The following is a 20,176-nucleotide window of genomic DNA, read 5'->3' on the forward strand; positions in this document are numbered from 1 at the left end:
ACCAGAATAGGGGATCAGACCGAAATTAGGACGGTCCTGTGGTAATAAACACATGAGCGGCGCCAGATAAGTTTTCTCTGCGTTGCTGCGTCTTCGTTGTACTAGTAGTGCAGCTTCATCCTTGCGCCTTGATAACACTTATCTGGCGACGCTCATGTTTAGTCGTGGGCCTGTTCAGGGGATTTCTTCGAAGGTGCCTTTTTCGCGATTTTTGCGAACGTTAGGGACTTTGAAAATCTGATTATGGAAAGAGATGTAGAATCCTGGTGGCAAAAGTTTGGCAGCCAGCATAGCTTCCGTCACATTTTGTGTCGCATCACTGTCATCAAAGCCCATCGGAATCATAGCGCCTGTGAAAACCACAGGAACTTTGGGTGTACCGATTTCTTTAAAGCAGTATTCAGCCGACACATGCATCGTGTCTGTGCCGTGCAAAAGAACGATGGGGCAACCACGTTGCATTTGATCTTTGACTGTCGCCGCAATCAGGGCGCGGTCTTCATCGTTCATGTAAAGTGAATCTTTGCTGAGCAGGGGATAAACCAAAATATTGGTGTAAGGCAAACGCAGCTTGGAAAGAATGCGATTCTTGATGCTGGTGCCACGATTTTCCAACGAGCCATCAAACTCGTTGTAAGTCTTTTCAATCGTGCCACCGGTAGTGATAATGACGACGTCTTGTACTGGAGTTCCCATATGTCGGAGATCCTATGCTAAGATCTCCGAACTAGCTACTAATTTTCGCTAACTTGCTGGCCACAAGCTTCATCAAGGCTCATGGTATCTTTTTTGGGATTAAAGATTTTGCCCAATTTACCTGTCAAACCGCCAGTGCCTTTTTTATACACTTGGCATTTTTTGATCAAACCGAAGTGGTCCGAGATCATCATGCGGTGCAAACCAACGCGCAATGTATCAAGGCTCGTCTGAGCTTTTACGCGATTAGTGTACGCTACTGTCAAAGAGTTGCCCGCATTCAAAACGTGCAACAAATCTGTCATACCCATTTTGAATTTTTTAACTTCATTTTCGTACAGAGCTTCCAAGTTAGCTTCTGCCTGGCGAGCCAAGTTCAATTGCATTTGGCTTTCGCGCAAAGATCCAACAGTTGTCTCAACGATTTTAATTTGGTCCTGATCGATTTGTTTTTTCTGCAAACGAATCGCATCCAGTTCGCGGTTTCCGATTTTCAAGATCAAGAAGTTACCGAAATTGAAGTTTGCAGAACCTGCACCCTCAGCATCAGAGAACGCACCCGTTGGTCCACGAGAGGCACCCAAAGTTGCTCCCGTAAGGAAGGACCAGAACGCACTCCATTTAGCCGCTTCAGTAGCTTTTAACATAGAAGCCAGCTGACGAAGTTCTGGAGATTTAGCCAAAGATTGGTCGATCGTTGTTTGCATGGATTGTTCTTCTGCTGGAGAAGATCCAATATGGAAAGCTTCGATTTTGATATCCGTGGAAAGAGGCAACGCCAACATGTCGCGAATCGCCGCTTTTTCCTGAAGGATCAAAACGTCCATTTGGGAAACTTGGATCTTAGCCAATTGAGTTTGGGCCTGAGCTTGCATGAGCTCTGATTTTTCTCTCATGCCGGCATTCACGGCTCTTTGAAGCATGTCTTCGATTTTTTTGTAGTTTTCGTATTGGTACTGAATGATCGCGCGAAGTTCCATATCGCCTTGGATAGTGGAGTACAATGCGTATGCAGAAGAATACGTGTTCAATTGAGCGATGTAGTACGCTTCACCTTGAGCATTCAAAAGATATTGGTTTTCGCGAAGATCCAACCATTTGCTTGGCAGCAAGAATGGCAAAAGCATCGTTACTGACGCCAGCGAGAAGCTGAACGTGCTGTCGATCGCCGCACCCAGGTTGATACCTGGAAGCAGATTTCTGCGGGCGCGATCGACGCTGTCTTTCGCTTTGTAAACGTTGTTCAATTGAACAGCCAATTCGATATTGCTTTCGAGTAGGCGTGTTTTCAAAGTGCGTGGATTGATGGTGATGCTAGTTGGTGCCGGTGCAGCTTTTGGTGCAGCAACAGCTGTTGCGGTCATGATAGTTGCAAGAGCAAGCGCTGCCAAATTTCTCATTTTGAACTGAAACATATGAGTTCCCCTTCGAGTGGTTGAAAAATTATTCGGCGCCTAACTATAAGTCAAATCTTCTGTGAAAAATAAGAATTAAACGGCCCTAAACATCATAAGTCATTCGCGTTTACGTACCCCTTTGAGAACCGCTTTGCGGAAGACTTTTAAAGATAAAATGAGCTGTTAAAATGACCGTTAGGAAAACATCGATTTCGAGGAGCAGTACGTTGGAAGATCAGAAGTCGTTTAATTACAGTATAAGTCATAAAAACAAGATGCTTGTTGTTTCCTTTAGCGGCGAAGAAATGAGTCCCGTCGTGGTCCCAGCTTTGGAGGCCGTACGAGCTGAAATTCTTGCCAAAGAGGAAGTCGTTCAAGTCGTGTTTTATTTTCAAAACATCGATCGCATATCAAACGAGGCGCTGGCCAGTTTTGCCCAGCTACAAAGAGATGTGCGCGCTAAACCCGCAGATCTAAGGCTCTGTTCCCTTAAAGAGTCCTTGCGTGAAAAGCTATTGAGGATGGGTGTGGTCCGAGGACTTGAGGTTGCTGAAGATTTAAAGAGTGCCCTCTTGTCTTTCCCGCGGGCAGCCTGATATTGTTGACTCCTTCACTGAAGGAGTCGGCTGCTTATGAAAGAAACTAACTATAGTTTTAGAAAATACCAACCTGCCAGCTTGCGCTGGTGGCACTGGTTGAACGCTTTGGCGATCCTGGCCTTGCTGGGCACGGTGCTTTTGCGCAAAACCTTTTTAAGCTGGCGCACGAATGCTGAATTCATCAAAACTAAAGTGGAAGAGGGCGCGGGTTCCGTAACCCCGGAAGTGGCAGAGTCTATCGCGAAAGGTCTTCGCGATTTGATGTGGCAATGGCACTACTGGATCGGTTTCGGGTTGGGAGCTTTGTTACTTGCCCGCATCCTGATTGGCTTGTTCGTCGTTAAAAAATGCCCGGCAACTCAAGCCGTGCAAAGTGCCGCGGGCCTTAAAGAGGTGCCAAAAACAAAGCGTATCGGGGCCGTTCACTACACTTTGGTGAAAACCGGTTACGCGTTATTTTATCTGTTCACCTTGTACATGGTTCTTTCCGGACTCCTATTGTATTTCAAGAACGACCTGGGGCTGGCAAAGGATCTAACCAGCTTCCTTAAAGAAGTGCATGAATGGTTGATGTGGTTCTTCGTGGCATTCGTGGTGGGTCATATCGCTGGCGTCTTCATCGCTGAAAACCGCGGTGATAAAGGCCTCACATCAGATATGATCAACGGTGGGGAATAAAGGACTTCGCTGTATAACTTAAAGTGGAAGTTCAAATAAAAAAAGGCTGTCGGGAAGACAGCCTTTTTGCGTTTTAGTTGCAGTATTTGTAGTCCTTAATCGCTAGTTTAATGAAATCGGATCCATTTCCTTTAAGGATTTTTACTTTGCCCTCAGACGTTGGGATTTTTAAAGAGTATTTAGTCTTTGCATCACTCTGCATAACTTCCCAATATGTTGCGGCTTGAGCTCGTTCGGGGAACAATCGGAGATTTTTGCTAATGTCTTGGGGAGCAACACCTTTTTTTGCCATTCGTTTTGCATGGCTACTCATATAGCCATCAAGCATTGAAAGCACACAGGGAATAAACCTGTTGGAATCTTTCGTAGTGGCATCTCCTTTTCGGCATAGGTAACCATTGTAACTTGGCGAATCTTCATGATCCACGTGAAGTTGGAAGGGGCCGCCAAGATTGCCGTTGGGACCACCGCGTCGCGATCCTAGTTGGCGGCAGGTGCTTTCATAAAATGCCATTGCCCCTAGAATCGTAGTCCAGACTTCTTCTTTTTCCTTTTGGGAAAGAGTCGGGTATTTGGGGCAAACGGCGATGAGATCGGTTGTCCCTCTCGTTAAATTAGGGAATTTATTCTGACTGAACGCAAATTCAACCGATTTATAATAACGTCCTTCTTCTTCCTGATTCACGACTGCCTTACATGCCTTTTCTGCTCCAATCCGATTTAAAGATCTCGCGACATCAATGGCTGCGGCATCGCGGTCTTCAACTTCTTCAGTTTGATAGATTTGGTCAGTTATCGAAGAGCTTTTGAAGGATCCCGCAGATCCATGAGCTAACGAAAGGTTGCTGAAGATAAGGGCAACTAGAATGATAGTTGTGGTGTTCAAACTTTTCATATTTGGATTCATTTGCAGAGAAAATGCCTGCCTAAACATGTTTGTATGAGCCCCAGGATCGAAAAGGGCTGTCTAAGTTTGAGACACCGACAAACTTTGCGTTACCGGTCCCTTGGAGTCAAAATCCTCCGAAAGGATCCAGCGTGATATTATTCAGATAGAGCGGGCTCTGCGCACAACGCATTTAAGTAATCCCAAGGAATGAGGACCCATTGGGGGCCATACCGTAATGAGAGTTGGTATGGTGACAGCATGGATGAACGTTCAAAGTCTGCATATGACATATTGCACATTTGGCCAAAGCTAGTTGGATCAGAAAATAGGTTTTTTTGAAGTGACCGAAGATACTTTTCTAAAATGACCTTCTCTGGTGGATTTTCATCAGCGGAGACATCTTCCTCGGATTTCCCTTCGAAGTAGAAAGAGTTAAAATTCTCATGCAATTCGGTAATTGCTTCTGAAAGAGAAGTTTGTTTCTTTTCAAGAGTTTTAGATGACTGAATTTTGTTTATACTCTTTTTCACAAAGGATACGAATTTGGGCTCTCCTCGGTATTTGATCGTGCGAGATTGAGACTCATCCGGTGCAAAATAGTTGATGCTAGGCTCAAATACTTGTGGAAATGCTGACTTCCAATAAGCTGGTTCGTCATTAAATCCATAGATAGTTGCTTCGATCATAATATAGGGCATTATGAGAAGATCTTGAGCCGGATCTTCCTTGGCTGAGGAAAACAACCTCTTATTGTCTACGATCAATAGTAAGTTGTATGGTTGGGACAAAAAGCCAACATCATTCAAACATTTTTCCGAAAACTTTTTTGAGCGACATTTTTCGAGAATGGGGTCTAATTCGTTTTTAAGAACAGTATTTACGATTCTTAAACCAGGCAGAATTGAAGAATATTTATCTACATTACAGGTTCTATAGGTATATTTACGATTTCCGGTCGCAACTCCATCTTCATTCAATTCGTTTTCCAACCATGCGGAATCAAACTTACAATCTTGGCCAATGCCAAATAAAAACCAAGGACTAATGCTTATCCCAAAGTCAGAAATTTGTATCATCTTTGTCTTCAAAGCAGGGCTGTTCAGAAGTGCAATAAATAAACTGACATCTTTAAACCGCTCTTGAAATATACGTTTCGCTTCCAGGTTGTAAAGTAAAGATATCTCATTACTATTTAATGAATTGGAACATCCCAATTTTTGTATGAAATTTAAAATTTTCTTTGAAGCAATATTTTGGGGATATACGAATGATCTTGGAACAATAGATTTGTATAAAATCGGACAAGTAAGGCCTAGTGACTGAACTTTTCCAATTGCTTTCGCTGTTTCACCTGAGTTTAAGTCGTCAAATATCTCATTGAAAAGTTCACGATGATAGTCAAATGACTTGCTAATCTCTTGAGAAACGACTCTGTTTTTAGATTGAATAGCTAGCTTATTTAAAAAGTCTTTGGCTTCCTGTAGGTCATTCTGAAACAGTGAATCCAGGTTTTTATTGCTTTGATAAATCGTCAATCCAATTTTTTCGAACAATTGAATTTTTTCTTTAGAGTTTAAGGAGAATAGAATTTCAGAAGGTGTTTGTCCGTTTTTTGCCAGAAAATCAAAATTATATATTTCAAGACCCTCGAGATCTTTTGCTGTTAAGTCTACTTTGTATAAAAGAGAAAATAGTTTTTCTTGTACCGCGATCTCAGGTTTTAGACTCGAAGGCTGTACTGTTTTTGAATGAGGATTTTCAATATCTAAAGGCTTGGTTACGGAGCAACCAATAATGGATATAAATACTAAATAAATGCAGAGGTGTTTCATTGCAATTCCTCTGGTTGCTCCGGGAGTGGTGCTTCCTCAGAAGAAGCCTCAACGTTTGGATGACCTAGCCAATAAAGAACGATACCCACGTTAACAGAGTTGCCATCTTCACAGATAGGATCAAAGTCACATTTATCAACAGTTCCTTCAAATGGAACATTATAGAAAATTGGCTGGGCGCTAACCATCGGACTAAGAAGATCAATCCAATATTTTTTGTTGTTCGGACTTTCACCATTAGGTGACGAAGCTAAAATTAATAAGCGGGGGTCGATACGTAAAATTCCAGATTTAGTTGAAATTTCGATTGCTACATTCTGAAAGCTTGCCAAAGTTTTCAGAAGTTCAACAACTCTGGAGGATTGTAAGTTTCGGTGAAATTGAATTTTCAATTCGTTTTGAAGCCACGAATACAAATAAGGAACAGATAGTTCCGATTTTAAGTCTTTACATGTATTAGTGCTGGTGATGTTGTTGAAGTAATCAAGAAAACGATTTTCAGTAATTTGTAGGATTCCATCTGAGGTATTGTTGATTCCCCGATAATAGTACCAGTCGGAAATAGTCTGAAACAGGCGTACGCAAGATCCTGAGCTGATTCTATTTCTTAGAAATAACTCGTTCCATTTGGATTTTGTGTTTTCGGATTTGATCTCTAAAAGAATATTCATTAGTTGAGCGTTTTGATAGGGCTCAATTAGTGCTGTAAGTACTGGGTTTTGATCCAAGATGATTTTGGAATTCGCATTGTAGGCAAAAGAGGACATGTTTCTTGATGCCAAGAGATAGGTTATAATTTTTAGTTTTTTTTCTTGAATGGCGATGTCGAGTGCGTTTTGACGATAGAGGTCTTCTAACTCTAATGATTCAAGTTCAGATACAATATCTTCGTCATTTCTATTTTTAAAACTTTCAAGAAGAGATTCTTGGGGCGCCGATACGGCCTTAGCGTCTTTTTGTACTTTGTCCTTACGGAATGAGCAGCCTGACGTTACCAGGGTAACTGCGATAAAGGTCGTTAAAAAAAGATTAAAAGATAACTTTTTGGGCATCGCGCCCAGTGGTGCAAGTTTTGGCCTCGCATTAAAGCGATTTTAAATCGGGATCGGGTGTCTATAAGTTAGATAGGCGACTCATTTGGGCACCTGAAAAACAAAGGGTCGGTGATTGCTCACCGACCCTCGAAGTCGCCCACATAGTTGACTTAAATATCTAATTAATCGCGGAAACGACGGGGAGCTGAAGAACCGCCACCTGGGCGAGATCTTTTGATCCCTGGGTGATCCGCGCGCTCAGAACGCTCAGAACGAGCACCACGGTTGTCGTCGCTGCCGAAGGAACGTTTGCGGAAAGAACGCTCGCCACCACCATTGTCACCAGCAGGTGCACGGTTGCCACGGCCTTCTTCACGGTCATAACGCTCAGTACGTGCACTTGAGCTGCGCTCAGCACGTTGTTCGCCACCTGCATCGTTACCACGGAATGCGCTGCTTGCGCCCCCTGGTGCACGGCGAGGAGCACTAGCACCTCTGCTGCTTGGTCCATCATTTTGGTAACCACCATCGTTGAAACGAGGACGATCGCCATCATCACGACGGTTGCTACGGAAACCACCACGGTCACCGCGGTAACCACCACCCGTACGAGGACGGTCACGGTAACCACCACGATCACCACCACCATCACGGCCAGAAGTGAAGCGGTTGTTGTTCGGATCACGAGGCAACAATTCACGAGGGATACGGTCGCCCATGTAATCCAAGATCAAATCTTTTTTAACGAATACATCTGGGAAGTACGCCACGATAAAGCGTGCAAGGAGGTCTTCTTTAGAAAGATCTTTGAAATTGATGTCGTCAGCTTGAACCAAGTCTTGGATCAAATCAGCAGCCAAAAGAAGAGAAGCGTCGTCCTCTTTCATCGCGCCCACTTTATCCAATACGTTTTTGATTTTAAGACCCGCAACTTCATCAGCAGAAGGCACAACACCTTTAGTGAAAGTCGCTTTCGTCGTGTTCATGATACGACGAAGAAGAGTCAATTGATCAGAGTTCACCAAAGTGATAGCAGTCCCTTTTTGACCGTTACGACCCGTACGGCCGATACGGTGAACATAAGATTCTGCATCCCATGGCAAGTTGTAGTTCACAACGTGAGTCAAATCTTTGATATCCAAACCACGTGCCGCAACGTCAGTTGCTACGATAACTTTAACTTGTTTGGATTTGAATTTTCTCAAAGTTGCTTCACGCTCCTGTTGAGATTTATCACCGTGCAAAGAGTCTGTTGGGAAGCCACGTTGAGCCAAGATGTCAGAAAGCTCAGCAACTTCCATTTTAGTCTGGCAGAAGATGATACCGTAGAATTCAGGCAAAGTTTGCAACAAGCGAGAGATAACCTCTGTTTTGTGCATGTTCTTAACTGTGTAGTAAACTTGCTCGATAGTGTCAGCAGTAGAGCCCACTTTGTTCACGGCCACTGTCTCTGGGTTTTCCAAGTACTTTTCAGTGATACGACGAACTTCAGTCGACATAGTTGCTGAGAACAACCAAGTTCTGCAAGCTGCGCGATCACTGGAAGCAGCGTCGTCTGGGTGGGTTGCTGACAAGATGAAGTCCAAAGCGTCTTTGAAACCCATAGAAAGCATTTCGTCTGCTTCGTCCAGGATCACAGTTTGAACTTTGGAAAGTTTTAACATTTTTTGTTCAAGGAAATCCACCAAGCGGCCCGGTGTCGCTACCACAATGTGGGCGCCACGTTTGATGCCGTCGATTTGTGTGCGGTAAGAAGCACCACCGTAGATTGTTACTACGCGGATGCCTTTTTTCTTACCAAGCAAAGCCAATTGCTCAGCCACTTGCAACGCCAACTCACGAGTTGGAGAAAGAACAAGAGCTTGAGTGTCTTTGATTGTCGCATCTAGATTTTCGATAAGAGGAATACCGAACGCAGCAGTTTTACCAGTCCCTGTAGAAGCGAGACCGATGAAATCGTTCGCACCGCCTAATAGCAAAGGAATAGCTTGTTTTTGAATGGGCGTCGGAGTTGAGAAGCCCATGTCTTTCATCGCATCCATCAACGGAGCGCTAAGACCAAAGCTTTCAAATGTATCGACAGTAGTTAAAGGAGGAGTCACGAGTAGCCTTTCAGTTAGTGGAGCACTTAACCAAAGGGCCAAATTCGTTTGGGGTATTGGTATATGCTCTAGGAATGGCGCAAGATACACGATGTTAGGGGTAAAAGCTCAGGATATATTCCACCTCTGTAAGAATAATGAACTATTTGCAGAAACTGAGAGTATTTCAGACACTTACATTGCTCTCGTCGATTATAGCGATCCTCGTGGAATTAGAGTATCCAAGGCCCACTCGCGATAGGTGATTCCATTCTGGCACTCTCCCTCAAGCCTAGATCTGGCGCGACCTTCAGGGGGCTTGGACTTTAGAGCTCTCATGAATCTCAGAATTTCAGATATACTTTTGGAGATGCCTAAATTCCTGGCAGGGAGCCCGTCGTTGCTCCTTCGGTGTAAATAATTAAAAATTTTGGCGCATCTGGCGAAAAATCGCGATATACAGGGGACCATGATTCATTTATCCAACATCACAAAGCAGCAGGGGAACAAAGTTCTCTATCGTAACGGTTCATTCCAAATCAACGACGGCGAGAAAATCGGTCTGGTCGGTTTGAATGGTACTGGTAAAACCACTATCTTCCGCATCATCACGGGTGAGGAAGGCTACGATGGAACAGTTTCTAAATCCGATAAAACTGTGATCGGTTACTTCTCTCAAAATATCGAAGACATGCGTGGCAGATCTGCCATCGAGGAAGTGAAATCTGCGATCGGCAATATCGGCAACATGCAGGTGAAAATGCAGGAGTACGAAGCAAAGCTTTCGGACCCTGATTTGGATCCGGATGAAATGATGAAGATCCTGGAAATATACGGGGAGATGCAAGGGGAGTTCGAACGCCTGGGGGGCTACGATCTGGAATCCCGTGCAGCAGAGATCCTGACAGGTCTTGGTATCGGTCCTGAAGACTATCACCGTCCGACAGAGAGTTTTTCAGGCGGTTGGAAAATGCGTATCGCTTTGGCGAAAATCCTGGTGTTGAACCCGCAAGTCTTGCTGATGGACGAGCCGACGAATCACTTGGACGTGGAATCGATCATCTGGCTTGAAGAGTGGCTGGTGAATTTCAAGGGCGCGATTTTGATGACGTCGCATGATCGTGACTTCATGAATCGTATCGTGGGTAAAATCGTAGAGATCGCGAATAAAACGATCACGGTCTACGGTGGTAACTATGACTTCTATGAAAAAGAGCGCGACATCCGTAAGGAACAGTTAATCGCGGCTGCAAAACGTCAGGAAGATATGTTGGCGAAAGAAGAAGAGTTCATTGCTCGCTTCGCAGCCCGTGCTTCCCATGCGGCGCAAGTTCAATCTCGTGTTAAAAAGTTAGAAAAAATTGATCGTATCGAAATTCCTGAAGAGGAATCTGAAATCAAATTCGTATGGCCAGTACCTCCACGTGGTGGGGATGAGGTTGTGCGTTTTGAAGGCCTTTCGAAAGTTTGGAAGCGCGATGATGGCAAAGAGAAACAAGTGTTCTCGGGTGCTCAAGCCTTGGTAAAACGCATGGATCGCATTGCGGTGGTGGGCGTGAATGGTGCAGGTAAATCAACATTACTTAAAATTATCGCCGGTGAGGTTGAGCCTACCTCTGGTACCTGTGCTTTGGGGGCTTCCATCAATCTAGGGTACTTCTCTCAGAACTCTTTAGATGTCTTGGATCCTAAAATGACGATCGTGGATGAGGTGCATTCACGTATGCCGACAGCCGGTATGGGGACTGTGCGCTCGCTTTTGGGAGCGTTTAAGTTCTCTGGCGAAGAAGCTGAAAAGAAAATCTCGATCCTGTCGGGTGGAGAGAAGTCTCGTGTGGTTTTGGCGACAATCTTGGCGCAACCCGTGAATCTTTTGATCCTGGATGAGCCTACGAATCACTTGGACATCGTTTCTCGTGAAGTTTTGCTGGACGCTATCAAACAGTTTCCGGGAACTGTGATGATCGTATCGCATGATCGCCACTTCTTGCGTGAAGTGACGACTCGTGTATTCGAAGTTGATAAAAATCAGCTGCGCATCTACGAAGGTGACTACGATTACTACATCCACAAAAAGAAATTAGAAGCGGCCGGAAAATAAGGCTGACAAATAATGAAGCTCGCCTTTGATTTGCGCGATTTTAAAATTCCTGTGGACCGACTGGCTCCGCAGGAATCCTTTCGCACCCGTCAAAAAGACGTCCTCTCCTATCGATTCTATCCCACGCGTTCCGAAAAATTAGTTATTTTGTATCATGGTGTTGGCGGTGACAGTCGCTACCTGTGTGCGCTGGCGAGTGCGATTGCCAAGGCGGGGATTGCCCAAGTGGTGACACCGGATTTTCGCTGCCATGGTGCCAGCCTGGGGGCATCAGACATCATTCCTGCCAATCAACTTGAAATAGACCTGGAAGAACTCATCATTCATTTGAAAATGAAGTTTTCGATCAAGAAGATGATCTTATCGGGCCATTCCCTGGGCGGAGGCTTTACGTTAAGAGTGGCTGCCTCCGATGTTGGCAGGCAGTTTTCAAAGTTTGTAGCTTTGGCACCTTATCTGCCGCAATCATTCCATGCTCTGACGCCTGATTTGGGTGGCTGGATTTTTATGGATAAAGATGGCGAAGGCATTAACGTGAATTACCCGGAGATTTTTAAATCCGGTGAAGAAAAGACTCATTACAGTTCTGAGTTTGTTCGAGCGGCTATCGTTCCTGAGGATTTACTATTTCGTCTTCATAAAGAAAACGTTTCCCTTAGCGTTGCGACGGGGGACAGAGACGAGGTGGTCATCGGGGCTCGCCATGTGGAGATCTTTGAAGGGATCGCATCTGGCGTCGTTTTAGAGAAGGGTTTGAACCATCTTACGATTGTCTCAAAACCATCAGTCGTCTTGTCCCTGTATGAGTCGTAATTGCGACCGTAAATATGATTAATTTCACTTAAGCTGACAAAAGTCCTGCCGATAAGTTCAACAGAAAATAGAAGATTACAGAACTTATATAACCAAATCTTGAACGTAGGCGGGGGTTATGAATTCTGAACTGGGAGTGTTCGCACTCCGTCAGATTGTTTCGTCCATGGTAGTGCTGGGGCCACTGATTGTGATTACAGGGGCCTTTAGTTACGTCTTTAATCAAAATCGCAAAGCCGTGATAGCTTACGTCGTGATAGGTTGTATTCTGACCATCATCGGCGGATTGAATCTCTATCACGATTTCGGTGCCAAGAAGACCGGAGAAATAGCACGCGAAAAAGAGTAGTGGTGGGAAAAGGCTCGCAGTGATGCGGGCCTTTTTTATGACACGATGTGGGTCCCATTCGATAGCAAACTATGGTCTTCTTTTGTTATGGAAAATCGCAAAAAGAAAATCCTTAGTTGGGCGCTATATGATTGGGCGAACAGCACTTACTCCACGACGGTGATGGCGGGATTTTTCCCAGTCTTTTTCAAAATGTATTGGAGCCAGGGCGTGGATGCCACGGTTTCGACGGCACGTTTGGGCACAGCAATTTCCATTTCCAGTCTGGTGATCGCATTTATGAGTCCTACTTTGGGAGTTGTGGCCGATCTTCGCGGGCTTAAAAAACTTTTCTGTCTTTCCTTTATGTTGATCGGGGTTATCGCTTGCGGGTGGATGACTTTCATTCCGTTGGGTGATTGGTGGAATGCGATCCTGGCGTATAGTATCGCGATGATGGCCTTCAATGCGAGCTGCGTATTTTATGAATCCCTGATGCCTTTCGTCGCTGAACCCAAGGAAATGGATTACGTGTCTTCGTTGGGATATGCCCTGGGATACCTTGGTGGCGGTATTTTATTTTTGATCAACGTTCTGATGCATCTTTTCCCGGAATGGTTTGGATTGCGAGACGGCGTACAGGCAGTGCAAGTTTCTTTTATGACTGTGGCCGTCTGGTGGTTCGTGTTTTCGATTCCTCTCGCGCGGAATGTTCCTGAACCGGCGGTGCCAGTTTCCAAAGACAACATCTGGAAACTTACCAATCGCAGCATCTTGACCTTGCAGGCGACCTTTAAGGAACTGATAACGAAAGAGCGCAATCTGCTGATCTTTATGATCGCTTATTGGATGTATATCGATGGCGTTTACACCGTCATGACCATGGCCGTGGATTACGGCATGTCGATTGGCTTGGGCTCGAAAGATTTGATCGCGGCTCTTTTAATTACGCAGTTTATCGGATTCCCTTGTGCTTATTATTTTGGAACGGTGACCAAGCGTTTTGGCGCCAAGTTACCGGTCTTGGTGTGTATCGGAATTTATTCCGTCACAGTGGTTGCTGCCATGTGGATGAGTCAGGCATGGCATTTCTATTTGCTGGCGGTGATAATCGGAATGGTTCAAGGGGGCGTGCAATCTTTGAGTCGTTCATTGTTTGGAAAAATGGCGCCGAAACATCAAAGTGGTGAGTACTTTGGTTTATTCAATCTGGTGGGCCGATTCGCCTCGATCCTGGGGCCGTTGATTGTGGCCTTTACCGTGACGATCACCGGGAATTCTCGCGTGGGAATGGTGGGCTTGTTATTGCTATTTATCGTCGGGGGAGGACTCCTTATGAAAGTTAAGGAGCCTCAAGAGCACGGTTAGTGCTTTTTATCGGATTCAGCTTTGGATTCATCTGAAGCTGAATGCGGCTCGGAAGAGGGTGACTGCTGCTCTTCGATAATTTTTTTGGCTTTTTTGCCAGTGATCCCCATCCATTCCGGCAAAAAGACGGCAACGGCCACGAAAATCATGGTGATGATAACAAAGAAAATGCTCATGCTAAGAATGAGTTCCATCTGCGGGCCTCCAAAGAATGTATCTTTTCTAGTCCATTCGCGCCCAAAAGGGAATGTGAAATTTAATAATGGACTTTACCCCCTGAACACGACATAAACCTTCGATATGACTTACAATCCACGCGATAGATACTTTAAAAAAGCAAAAGAAGAGGGCTTTGCCGCTCGTTCTGTTTTTAAGCTTGAAGAGATCGACAAGAAATACAAAATTTTTAAAGGCAGTGGCCAGACCGTTTTGGATTTGGGTGCTTCGCCAGGCTCGTGGTCTCAGTATGCCTCAAAAGTCGTAGGAGCCAAAGGGCGCGTGTTGGGTGTGGATTTAAGCCCGGTGACGGTCAAGTTGCCAAATGCTGTATTTATCCAAGCCGATCTTCGTGATTTGAACCTGGAAGACACTTTCCGTGATCATGGATTCCATCCTCCGTTTGATATAGTGATGTCTGATATGGCGCCTAAAACAACAGGCATCCGTATGACTGACCAGGCTCGTTCCATGGAGCTGTGTGAGCTGGCGTTGGATGTGGCTCGCAAGTTTTTAAAAAAAGACGGACACTTTGTTTGTAAGCTTTTTCACAGCGATGACTTTGCCAAGCTTCGTGAGGAAATTAAAAAGTCCTTTGCTAAATGTGAAGTGATGAAGCCAGATTCCACACGCAAAATTTCTAAAGAGATCTTTTTGATCGGTCTTAATAAAAAATGATTCAAATCGTTTTCGAAAACTCCCATTTCGTGATCTGCGATAAGCCGGCAGGGGTGCTTTCCACTCCCAGCCGTATGGGAGCTGAAGACGAGCGCAATTGCCTAGGCATTGCTTTGCAAAAGCAATTGGGGCTGCAAATCTATCCTGTCCATCGCTTGGATTTTGAAGTGTCAGGTTTGGTGATGTACGCGAAAACGGCGGAAGCTCATCGTAAAGCCAATGCGTGGTTTGAACACAAACAAGTCAGTAAAACCTATCGTGCTTTGACAACTGCTCAAGATTTTTCTCATATTCCTGCGAATGTTAAAAACCCGCGCGAGAAATTCACCGTGGCCACCGGACGGAAATTTGAATGGAAGTCGCGCATTCTGCGGGGCAAGCGCCGCGCCTTTGAAAGCCCTGAGGGCAAAGACTCTTTGACGCTGGCAGAGTATTTGGGAACGAATGCTGACGGTTTCTTGCAATGGGATTTGCAGCCGGTGACGGGTCGTTCGCATCAATTGCGCTTTGATTTAAGCCGCCATGGTTTTCCGATTGTGGGCGATGCTTTGTATGGATCTAAAGTTCCAGGCGAAGGCAAAGACGCGATCGCCTTAAGAGCGTACAAGATTGATTTTAGCAAAGCCCCTGGTCACCAGGAGCTTCAACTTCCCGGTATTATTCAATTGGCCTGAGAGATCGGTGCCACGGCTTTCTTAGGATGGCCGTCGACGCGGAACTGGAACAAGAAGTAAGGCGGCACACATGAACCGCGATTGCTTTCAAAACTTTCCGCACAAATATAGTCATCACGGCAAGGGTTCAGCTGATCACAGCCACGCAGTCCCACTCCTAACGAGTATTCTTTTAAACAAGCGTCAAAGTTTTTAGTCCCGATACAAGCGTTGAAACCTGGGCGTGCGGCTGGCAACGGACCACAGCTGGCTTCCGCTGGTAAGTTGTCACAGCTAAGCGTTCTGACGTTACCGTTTAAGAAACCACCAGTGCGTGTGCCAGGCATCTGACTTTGTGGCGAGCACATCGCGTTTGGAAGTGTCACAGTCAGCTTGTCAGAGGTGCGGATGTATTTATCCTTACCGAAAGCAGTCGTCACGATTTTACCCATCTCGCATGGATCGCCGACTTGTTGAGTTTCGGTCAGGCAAATACCTAAGCCCAAGCTGTCTTCTTTTTCTAACAGAGTTTTGCAAGTAAGGCCTTGAGCGCATGTCCAACCACTGAAGGATGGATCTTTGCCTGTCGAGCAGTGTGCGCCCCAACCATTCATCAAGCCCGTACCGATAAGTTTTTGCGAACGACGCTCCTGAGGGCGGGCGGCGAAACCGCGGGAGTAATCAATCTTTTCATTGCGAGCAAAAGCATCGATGATTTCGCGACGACGAGCCAGGTCCCCCATAAAGTGGGCAGAGCCCGGAAGGAAGACAGAGTTGCCGGCGTATTTGCCTTGAGGATCACGGCCCGTGAAATGAAAGCCACCGATCGCACGCGTTTGATGGCAACCCACGCAAGTGGATTCATTCAGGCGGCGCAAAAGTGCCGTGCCAGATTTGATGTTCTCAAGATCCTGCGATTTAACTGAGTCTGTTGCCGTAGATGGCAACAAACCATAGAACAGACGATTGCCAGAACGGTTGATTCCGCCGGGAGCAATTGAAATAGCGCTTTTCGCCAAAAACTTTTTTGGCAGAATCATCGTGCCGTCATCAATTGTTTTCAGGTTCTGTGGATTTTTGATCCACTCCACAAGTTCATTCATAAGGGCGGGATCCGCCTGCAAGCGAGCGCGGTCGATTTGGTTTTCCAAAGTCGTTTCTGCGAATCCTTTGCCTGTCCACTCGTAAGCTTTTAGCAGGTATTCTGCATGCCCACCAAAATCAGGACGCTCAGACGCAGCCATGCGTGAGATCTGCATATTGATCTCTAGATCTTTTAACTGGGATGGAATGAATACCGATGGATTCAAGGGGCCAGACGTTAATACATCCTGAGCGGTGGATTCAGAAGTCACTGTCTGCCAACGTTGGGCAATACCCAAACAACCTTGCTGAGAGATTCTGCTGCCTTGGTGCAAAAGCAAATTGATCGTGATCGGCAAACGGGAAGCTACGTTCACACCTTGGCTTTCCACGTTATAGGCCAAACGATAGATGAAACGAATTTCACCGCAGTAGTTTGGATTTTTATAGCCCACGTCCATGCGATTGATCACGCCGACCAACGCAAAACGGGCGCGGGCGTGAGTAAGGTAATTCAAATCGAAAAGTCTTTGTCCAAAAGCCAAACCCACCCCAGAAGCAGGATTGTTCTTTTGATAGATATCCATTTCAGTTCGTAAACTGTCCAAAATCACTTTGAAGTTGGTTTTGGAAAGAACCGAATTGTCCACCACGCCTAATTTCTGACCTGGATTTACCAAGTCAGCCAAAGCGAATCCTTGGGCTTCGAGGGATTTTAATACCTCGGGCTTAGAAATGCTTAAAGCATTTTCTAAATTTTCCCCAGCCACAGCTTGTACCGTGACTGCCGAAAAAACTAAAATCGCAAGAAGGCGTAGAAGTGATTGAGTCATATTACAGACCATCCGCTTGCAAGGCTCTGAAACCATTTAGCAGGTGCAGATATTCTTGCGCCAGAGTGCTGGAGTTTTTAGACACCCGATTCGACACCTGGCAGGTGTGATCATCACAAGTCATCACCGATTGGCAGGACTTCATCGTGCAGCTCAATTGAGCATCATTCACCACAAATGAAACCAACATATTGCCTCGACCGGCTTCGATTTCAGCAAGGGCCTGGTAGCACTCGTCCACGGTTTTTCTCGTTTTATAAACAGGACACAACCATTCTTTGGCAACTTGGCTGAACTCTGCCGCGCTGGAGTTGCGTTGCAGGGATCTTTCCGCCAAGAAACCGTAAAGGGATGCCGCCATCGCTTTTTGACAGTCTCTTTCATTCAATTGACAGAAGAATTTGTAATGGCTTAGCAGGGGACCCTGGAAGTTACCCCATTTGCCGGCATAGTGAGAAAACATCGTGCGCATACGAAGGCAGCCACCTTCAGAACATTTCACATTCAAATCAGGATTGAAAGTCGCCCAATCCTGATTCGGAGCGCGGTTTTCTTCGTCGACATAAAAGTGACCGTCGCTGTGCAGACGCTCAAAACGAGTGCCGGTGAAAGAACCCGCCACCGCGATATCCCATTTGTTGGAAAGGCTTTGCGCATTCAACCAACCGCTGTTGCATCCATGAATGATCGCAAAGGCGTCGGAAGCAAAGTGGCTCGCAATGGAGGCCACGATGGGCTCGCGGAAATCAAAACGGAATCCCAAGCCATCTGCTTGAGTGCCCAATGACGGGGAGTTGTGCCCAAAGAATTCCAAGGAACGTATGTTGTTGAATTTAAGAATCTCTTTCGAGCCAGATTGTGTTTCAAGCTTCACGTCATTGCTAGTTACGAATGTCCAACCGCTTTTGGAAAGGTTTGCAGCGTTGTTGGCATTCTCTAAAACTGAAATCAGAACGATTTGATCTTGAGGAAAGTTACGCTTGTAAAGTTGTGCACGTCCCAAGGCTGTCAATTGGGGTTGAACGCCTAAGTCAGTCCCGCGGCCCGACAACAAAATTCTGACGCTTTTATTATAGTCGATGGGACCTTGCTGTGTCGGTACGGCGATAAAATACGCTTGCGCTGGGGACAGCGTCGTCAAAGAAATAAAGAATGCGAAAAGTGCGAAGAGGGTTTTCATATTTATTCCTTTGTCGCTTGTTTGCGAATTGTTGCTAATGTCATCGGGGAGGCCGAGATTAAAAAATTATGAACGTAATTTCCCGCTGCCGAGATCACGCGGACTTCCACGTTTTTTTCACCACCCGCAATGGCCAAAAGTTTGGCTTGGCTGATTTTGACATCGTGGGAATGTGTGCTGAGAGCTTTAGGATCCAGGTGGCTTTGTCCGATAAAGGTTTTAAAGCCTTCAACGTCATAAGAATCCTGATCCACTGGAGTTGTCTTTAAAACAATTCCGTCAGCAGGTGGTTGGATCAGGGCTTTGATCGGAATCGTTAAAGAATGAAAGTGTTCAAAAAACGGAGAGTCTTGAGTCTCGACAGAGAACTCGCCCACATGAGCAACGCAAAGAGAACCCATCTCAGCCGAAAAAGCTGTGAAGTTGTTCAAGTTAAGGAAGTCGCGACGTGAAAGACCCATATTACTATTTTCCCGCACGACCGCGTTGAATTTTAACTTGGGCAGAACGAGACGCCGTAAAATAGAAATAGTGAGCGATGTTTCCCTTCGGAGTCATCACGGTGATTTTCACTTCTTTTTCGCCACTGGCAATGCGATCCAATTCATTCTTTGTGAAGGTGACTGAATGGGAATGAACACGAAGGCTTGCACCATCTAGGCCTGTCTCTTTGATAAATTCATTGAAGGCTTTTTCATCCAGGGATGCCTGATCAAGAACACTTGTACGTGTTGTATAACCTTGTTCAGGGGGAGCAATCAAAACGGAAACTGGAATTGCCAGAATATGAAAGTGCTCATAGCGAGCAAAGTAAGTTGCTTCCGCAGTGACTTGATCCATGCGAACCAGGCATGTGTCATCAGCTTTGGCCGCTTCCACTGCAAAGGACCTATTAGACAAGGCTAAGGCTGCGCCCGCCACTGTGGCATTTTTTAAAAAGTTACGTCTGTTCATAGGAATGGTTTTACCAGACGTCCTAGGAACCAGATAATTGTTTCGGTTTATAGTGGTGCCCAATGGTTACCACGAAATAAGTACATAGGGGTGGCTAAGAGTTCGACACCTAGATTTCGCGCTTAATCTGCGCCAGGTAAGACTTGATGAAGGCCACCCGATGTTCAGCTTCTTTTTTAGCGGTCTCAGTGTTCAGGTGGTCCATCAATTTAAAGAGTTTTTGATAGAAATGGTCGATGCCATAGTTTTTATCATCCAGATCACGCTTTTCAGCCCAGGGGTCTTCTTCAGAATAAAAAGGACGGCTCATCAGCGAGCTCGTTGCAAAACAGCGGGCAATACCTATGGCTCCCAGGGAGTCCAGGCGATCGGCATCTTGAACGATTTTAGCTTCGAGCGTTGTGGGCTTTATGTTGGCACTGTAACTGTGGGCTTCAATCGCATGACGAATATCTTCCAAGTACTGTTCTGGATAATCCACGGATTTAAGATACTCGACGGCTGCTTCAGCAGAAAGGGCCGAGGCATAGGGTCGGCGGGGATCACCTTTAGGCACGTTGATAAAGTCATGAAAGAACGCTGCTGGCATGACCACTTCCCAGAGACCGTGCTCAGCTTCACATAAACTTTTAGCGGTATTGACGACGCGTTGAATATGCAAGAAATCGTGTGCAGGATCGGAACTGGGATAAAGCACACGGGCTTTATTCTTAAAGAGATGGAACCATTTATTTTCGTCAAAGCTAGTTTGCGATTGATTCAT

At 45.6% G+C, this 20,176-nt stretch carries 20 protein-coding genes; 8 read left to right on the forward strand and 12 right to left on the reverse strand.

The window, feature by feature from the left end; all coding sequences use genetic code 11:
- Positions 1–174 precede the first annotated feature (174 nt).
- Positions 175–696 (reverse strand): asparaginase domain-containing protein, encoded by a 522-nt coding sequence (locus DOM22_RS07430; protein ID WP_142699759.1) that lies wholly within the window; start codon positions 694–696, stop codon positions 175–177.
- 38 nt (positions 697–734) lie between these two features.
- Positions 735–2,111, reverse strand: a complete 1,377-nt coding sequence (locus DOM22_RS07435) for a TolC family protein (RefSeq protein ID WP_246845888.1) — start codon at positions 2,109–2,111, stop codon at positions 735–737.
- 209 nt (positions 2,112–2,320) lie between these two features.
- Between DOM22_RS07435 and DOM22_RS07440 the strand changes: the two genes are divergently transcribed.
- Positions 2,321–2,689, forward strand: a complete 369-nt coding sequence (locus tag DOM22_RS07440) for an STAS domain-containing protein (protein WP_246845889.1) — start codon at positions 2,321–2,323, stop codon at positions 2,687–2,689.
- A 36-nt stretch (positions 2,690–2,725) separates the two neighbouring features.
- Positions 2,726–3,370, forward strand: coding sequence for a cytochrome b/b6 domain-containing protein (locus tag DOM22_RS07445; protein ID WP_142699760.1), 645 nt, complete (start codon positions 2,726–2,728; stop codon positions 3,368–3,370).
- Positions 3,371–3,443: 73 nt separating this feature from the next.
- Here DOM22_RS07445 and DOM22_RS07450 read toward each other — a convergent pair whose 3' ends face one another.
- The 4 genes from DOM22_RS07450 to DOM22_RS07465 form a co-directional block, all read right to left on the reverse strand.
- On the reverse strand, positions 3,444–4,265 hold the full coding sequence (locus tag DOM22_RS07450) for a hypothetical protein (protein ID WP_142699761.1): 822 nt from the start codon (positions 4,263–4,265) through the stop codon (positions 3,444–3,446).
- A gap of 149 nt (positions 4,266–4,414) precedes the next feature.
- Entirely contained in the window at positions 4,415–6,091 is a 1,677-nt protein-coding gene (locus DOM22_RS07455) for a hypothetical protein (RefSeq protein ID WP_142699762.1), read from the reverse strand.
- Positions 6,088–7,143: a hypothetical protein gene (locus tag DOM22_RS07460; RefSeq protein ID WP_142699763.1), complete on the reverse strand. Its 1,056-nt coding sequence runs from the start codon at positions 7,141–7,143 to the stop codon at positions 6,088–6,090. The genes DOM22_RS07455 and DOM22_RS07460 overlap by 4 nt, the downstream gene beginning before the upstream one ends.
- A 164-nt stretch (positions 7,144–7,307) precedes the next feature.
- Positions 7,308–9,227: a DEAD/DEAH box helicase gene (locus DOM22_RS07465; RefSeq protein WP_246845890.1), complete on the reverse strand. Its 1,920-nt coding sequence runs from the start codon at positions 9,225–9,227 to the stop codon at positions 7,308–7,310.
- A 448-nt stretch (positions 9,228–9,675) separates the two neighbouring features.
- On the opposite strand from DOM22_RS07465, the gene DOM22_RS07470 reads away from it, so the two are divergent.
- The 4 genes from DOM22_RS07470 (at position 9,676) to DOM22_RS07485 (ending at position 13,816) form a co-directional block, all read left to right on the forward strand.
- Positions 9,676–11,307: an ABC-F family ATP-binding cassette domain-containing protein gene (locus DOM22_RS07470; RefSeq protein WP_142699764.1), complete on the forward strand. Its 1,632-nt coding sequence runs from the start codon at positions 9,676–9,678 to the stop codon at positions 11,305–11,307.
- A gap of 12 nt (positions 11,308–11,319) precedes the next feature.
- Positions 11,320–12,120, forward strand: coding sequence for an alpha/beta hydrolase (locus DOM22_RS07475; protein WP_142699765.1), 801 nt, complete (start codon positions 11,320–11,322; stop codon positions 12,118–12,120).
- Between the two features lie 118 nt (positions 12,121–12,238).
- Positions 12,239–12,469, forward strand: a complete 231-nt coding sequence (locus DOM22_RS07480) for a hypothetical protein (protein WP_142699766.1) — start codon at positions 12,239–12,241, stop codon at positions 12,467–12,469.
- An 87-nt stretch (positions 12,470–12,556) separates the two neighbouring features.
- Entirely contained in the window at positions 12,557–13,816 is a 1,260-nt protein-coding gene (locus tag DOM22_RS07485) for an MFS transporter (protein WP_142699767.1), read from the forward strand.
- Here the strand turns inward: DOM22_RS07485 and DOM22_RS07490 are convergent.
- Positions 13,813–14,010, reverse strand: coding sequence for a DUF485 domain-containing protein (locus DOM22_RS07490; protein WP_142699768.1), 198 nt, complete (start codon positions 14,008–14,010; stop codon positions 13,813–13,815). The genes DOM22_RS07485 and DOM22_RS07490 overlap by 4 nt on opposite strands.
- A gap of 106 nt (positions 14,011–14,116) precedes the next feature.
- Here DOM22_RS07490 and DOM22_RS07495 point away from each other — a divergent pair, with 106 nt between their 5' ends.
- On the forward strand, positions 14,117–14,710 hold the full coding sequence (locus DOM22_RS07495) for an RlmE family RNA methyltransferase (RefSeq protein ID WP_142699769.1): 594 nt from the start codon (positions 14,117–14,119) through the stop codon (positions 14,708–14,710).
- On the forward strand, positions 14,707–15,384 hold the full coding sequence (locus DOM22_RS07500; protein ID WP_142699770.1) for an RluA family pseudouridine synthase: 678 nt from the start codon (positions 14,707–14,709) through the stop codon (positions 15,382–15,384). The genes DOM22_RS07495 and DOM22_RS07500 overlap by 4 nt, the downstream gene beginning before the upstream one ends.
- Here DOM22_RS07500 and DOM22_RS07505 read toward each other — a convergent pair.
- The 5 genes from DOM22_RS07505 to DOM22_RS07525 all read right to left on the reverse strand — a co-directional run bounded on the left by DOM22_RS07505 (position 15,372) and on the right by DOM22_RS07525 (position 20,176).
- A complete protein-coding gene (locus DOM22_RS07505) occupies positions 15,372–17,279 on the reverse strand; it encodes a hypothetical protein (RefSeq protein WP_142699771.1) in 1,908 nt (635 codons plus the stop codon). The genes DOM22_RS07500 and DOM22_RS07505 overlap by 13 nt on opposite strands.
- Position 17,280: 1 nt before the next feature.
- Entirely contained in the window at positions 17,281–18,459 is a 1,179-nt protein-coding gene (locus DOM22_RS07510) for a hypothetical protein (RefSeq protein ID WP_142699772.1), read from the reverse strand.
- A 2-nt stretch (positions 18,460–18,461) separates the two neighbouring features.
- Positions 18,462–18,920, reverse strand: coding sequence for a hypothetical protein (locus DOM22_RS07515; RefSeq protein WP_142699773.1), 459 nt, complete (start codon positions 18,918–18,920; stop codon positions 18,462–18,464).
- A gap of 4 nt (positions 18,921–18,924) precedes the next feature.
- Positions 18,925–19,413, reverse strand: coding sequence for a twin-arginine translocation signal domain-containing protein (locus tag DOM22_RS07520; RefSeq protein ID WP_142699774.1), 489 nt, complete (start codon positions 19,411–19,413; stop codon positions 18,925–18,927).
- A 109-nt stretch (positions 19,414–19,522) separates the two neighbouring features.
- The gene (locus DOM22_RS07525; RefSeq protein WP_142699775.1) at positions 19,523–20,176 is read right to left on the reverse strand and encodes an HD domain-containing protein; all 654 of its coding nucleotides are present in this window, start codon (positions 20,174–20,176) and stop codon (positions 19,523–19,525) included.

It is taken from the genome of Bdellovibrio sp. ZAP7 (assembly GCF_006874645.1).
Taxonomy (GTDB): domain Bacteria; phylum Bdellovibrionota; class Bdellovibrionia; order Bdellovibrionales; family Bdellovibrionaceae; genus Bdellovibrio.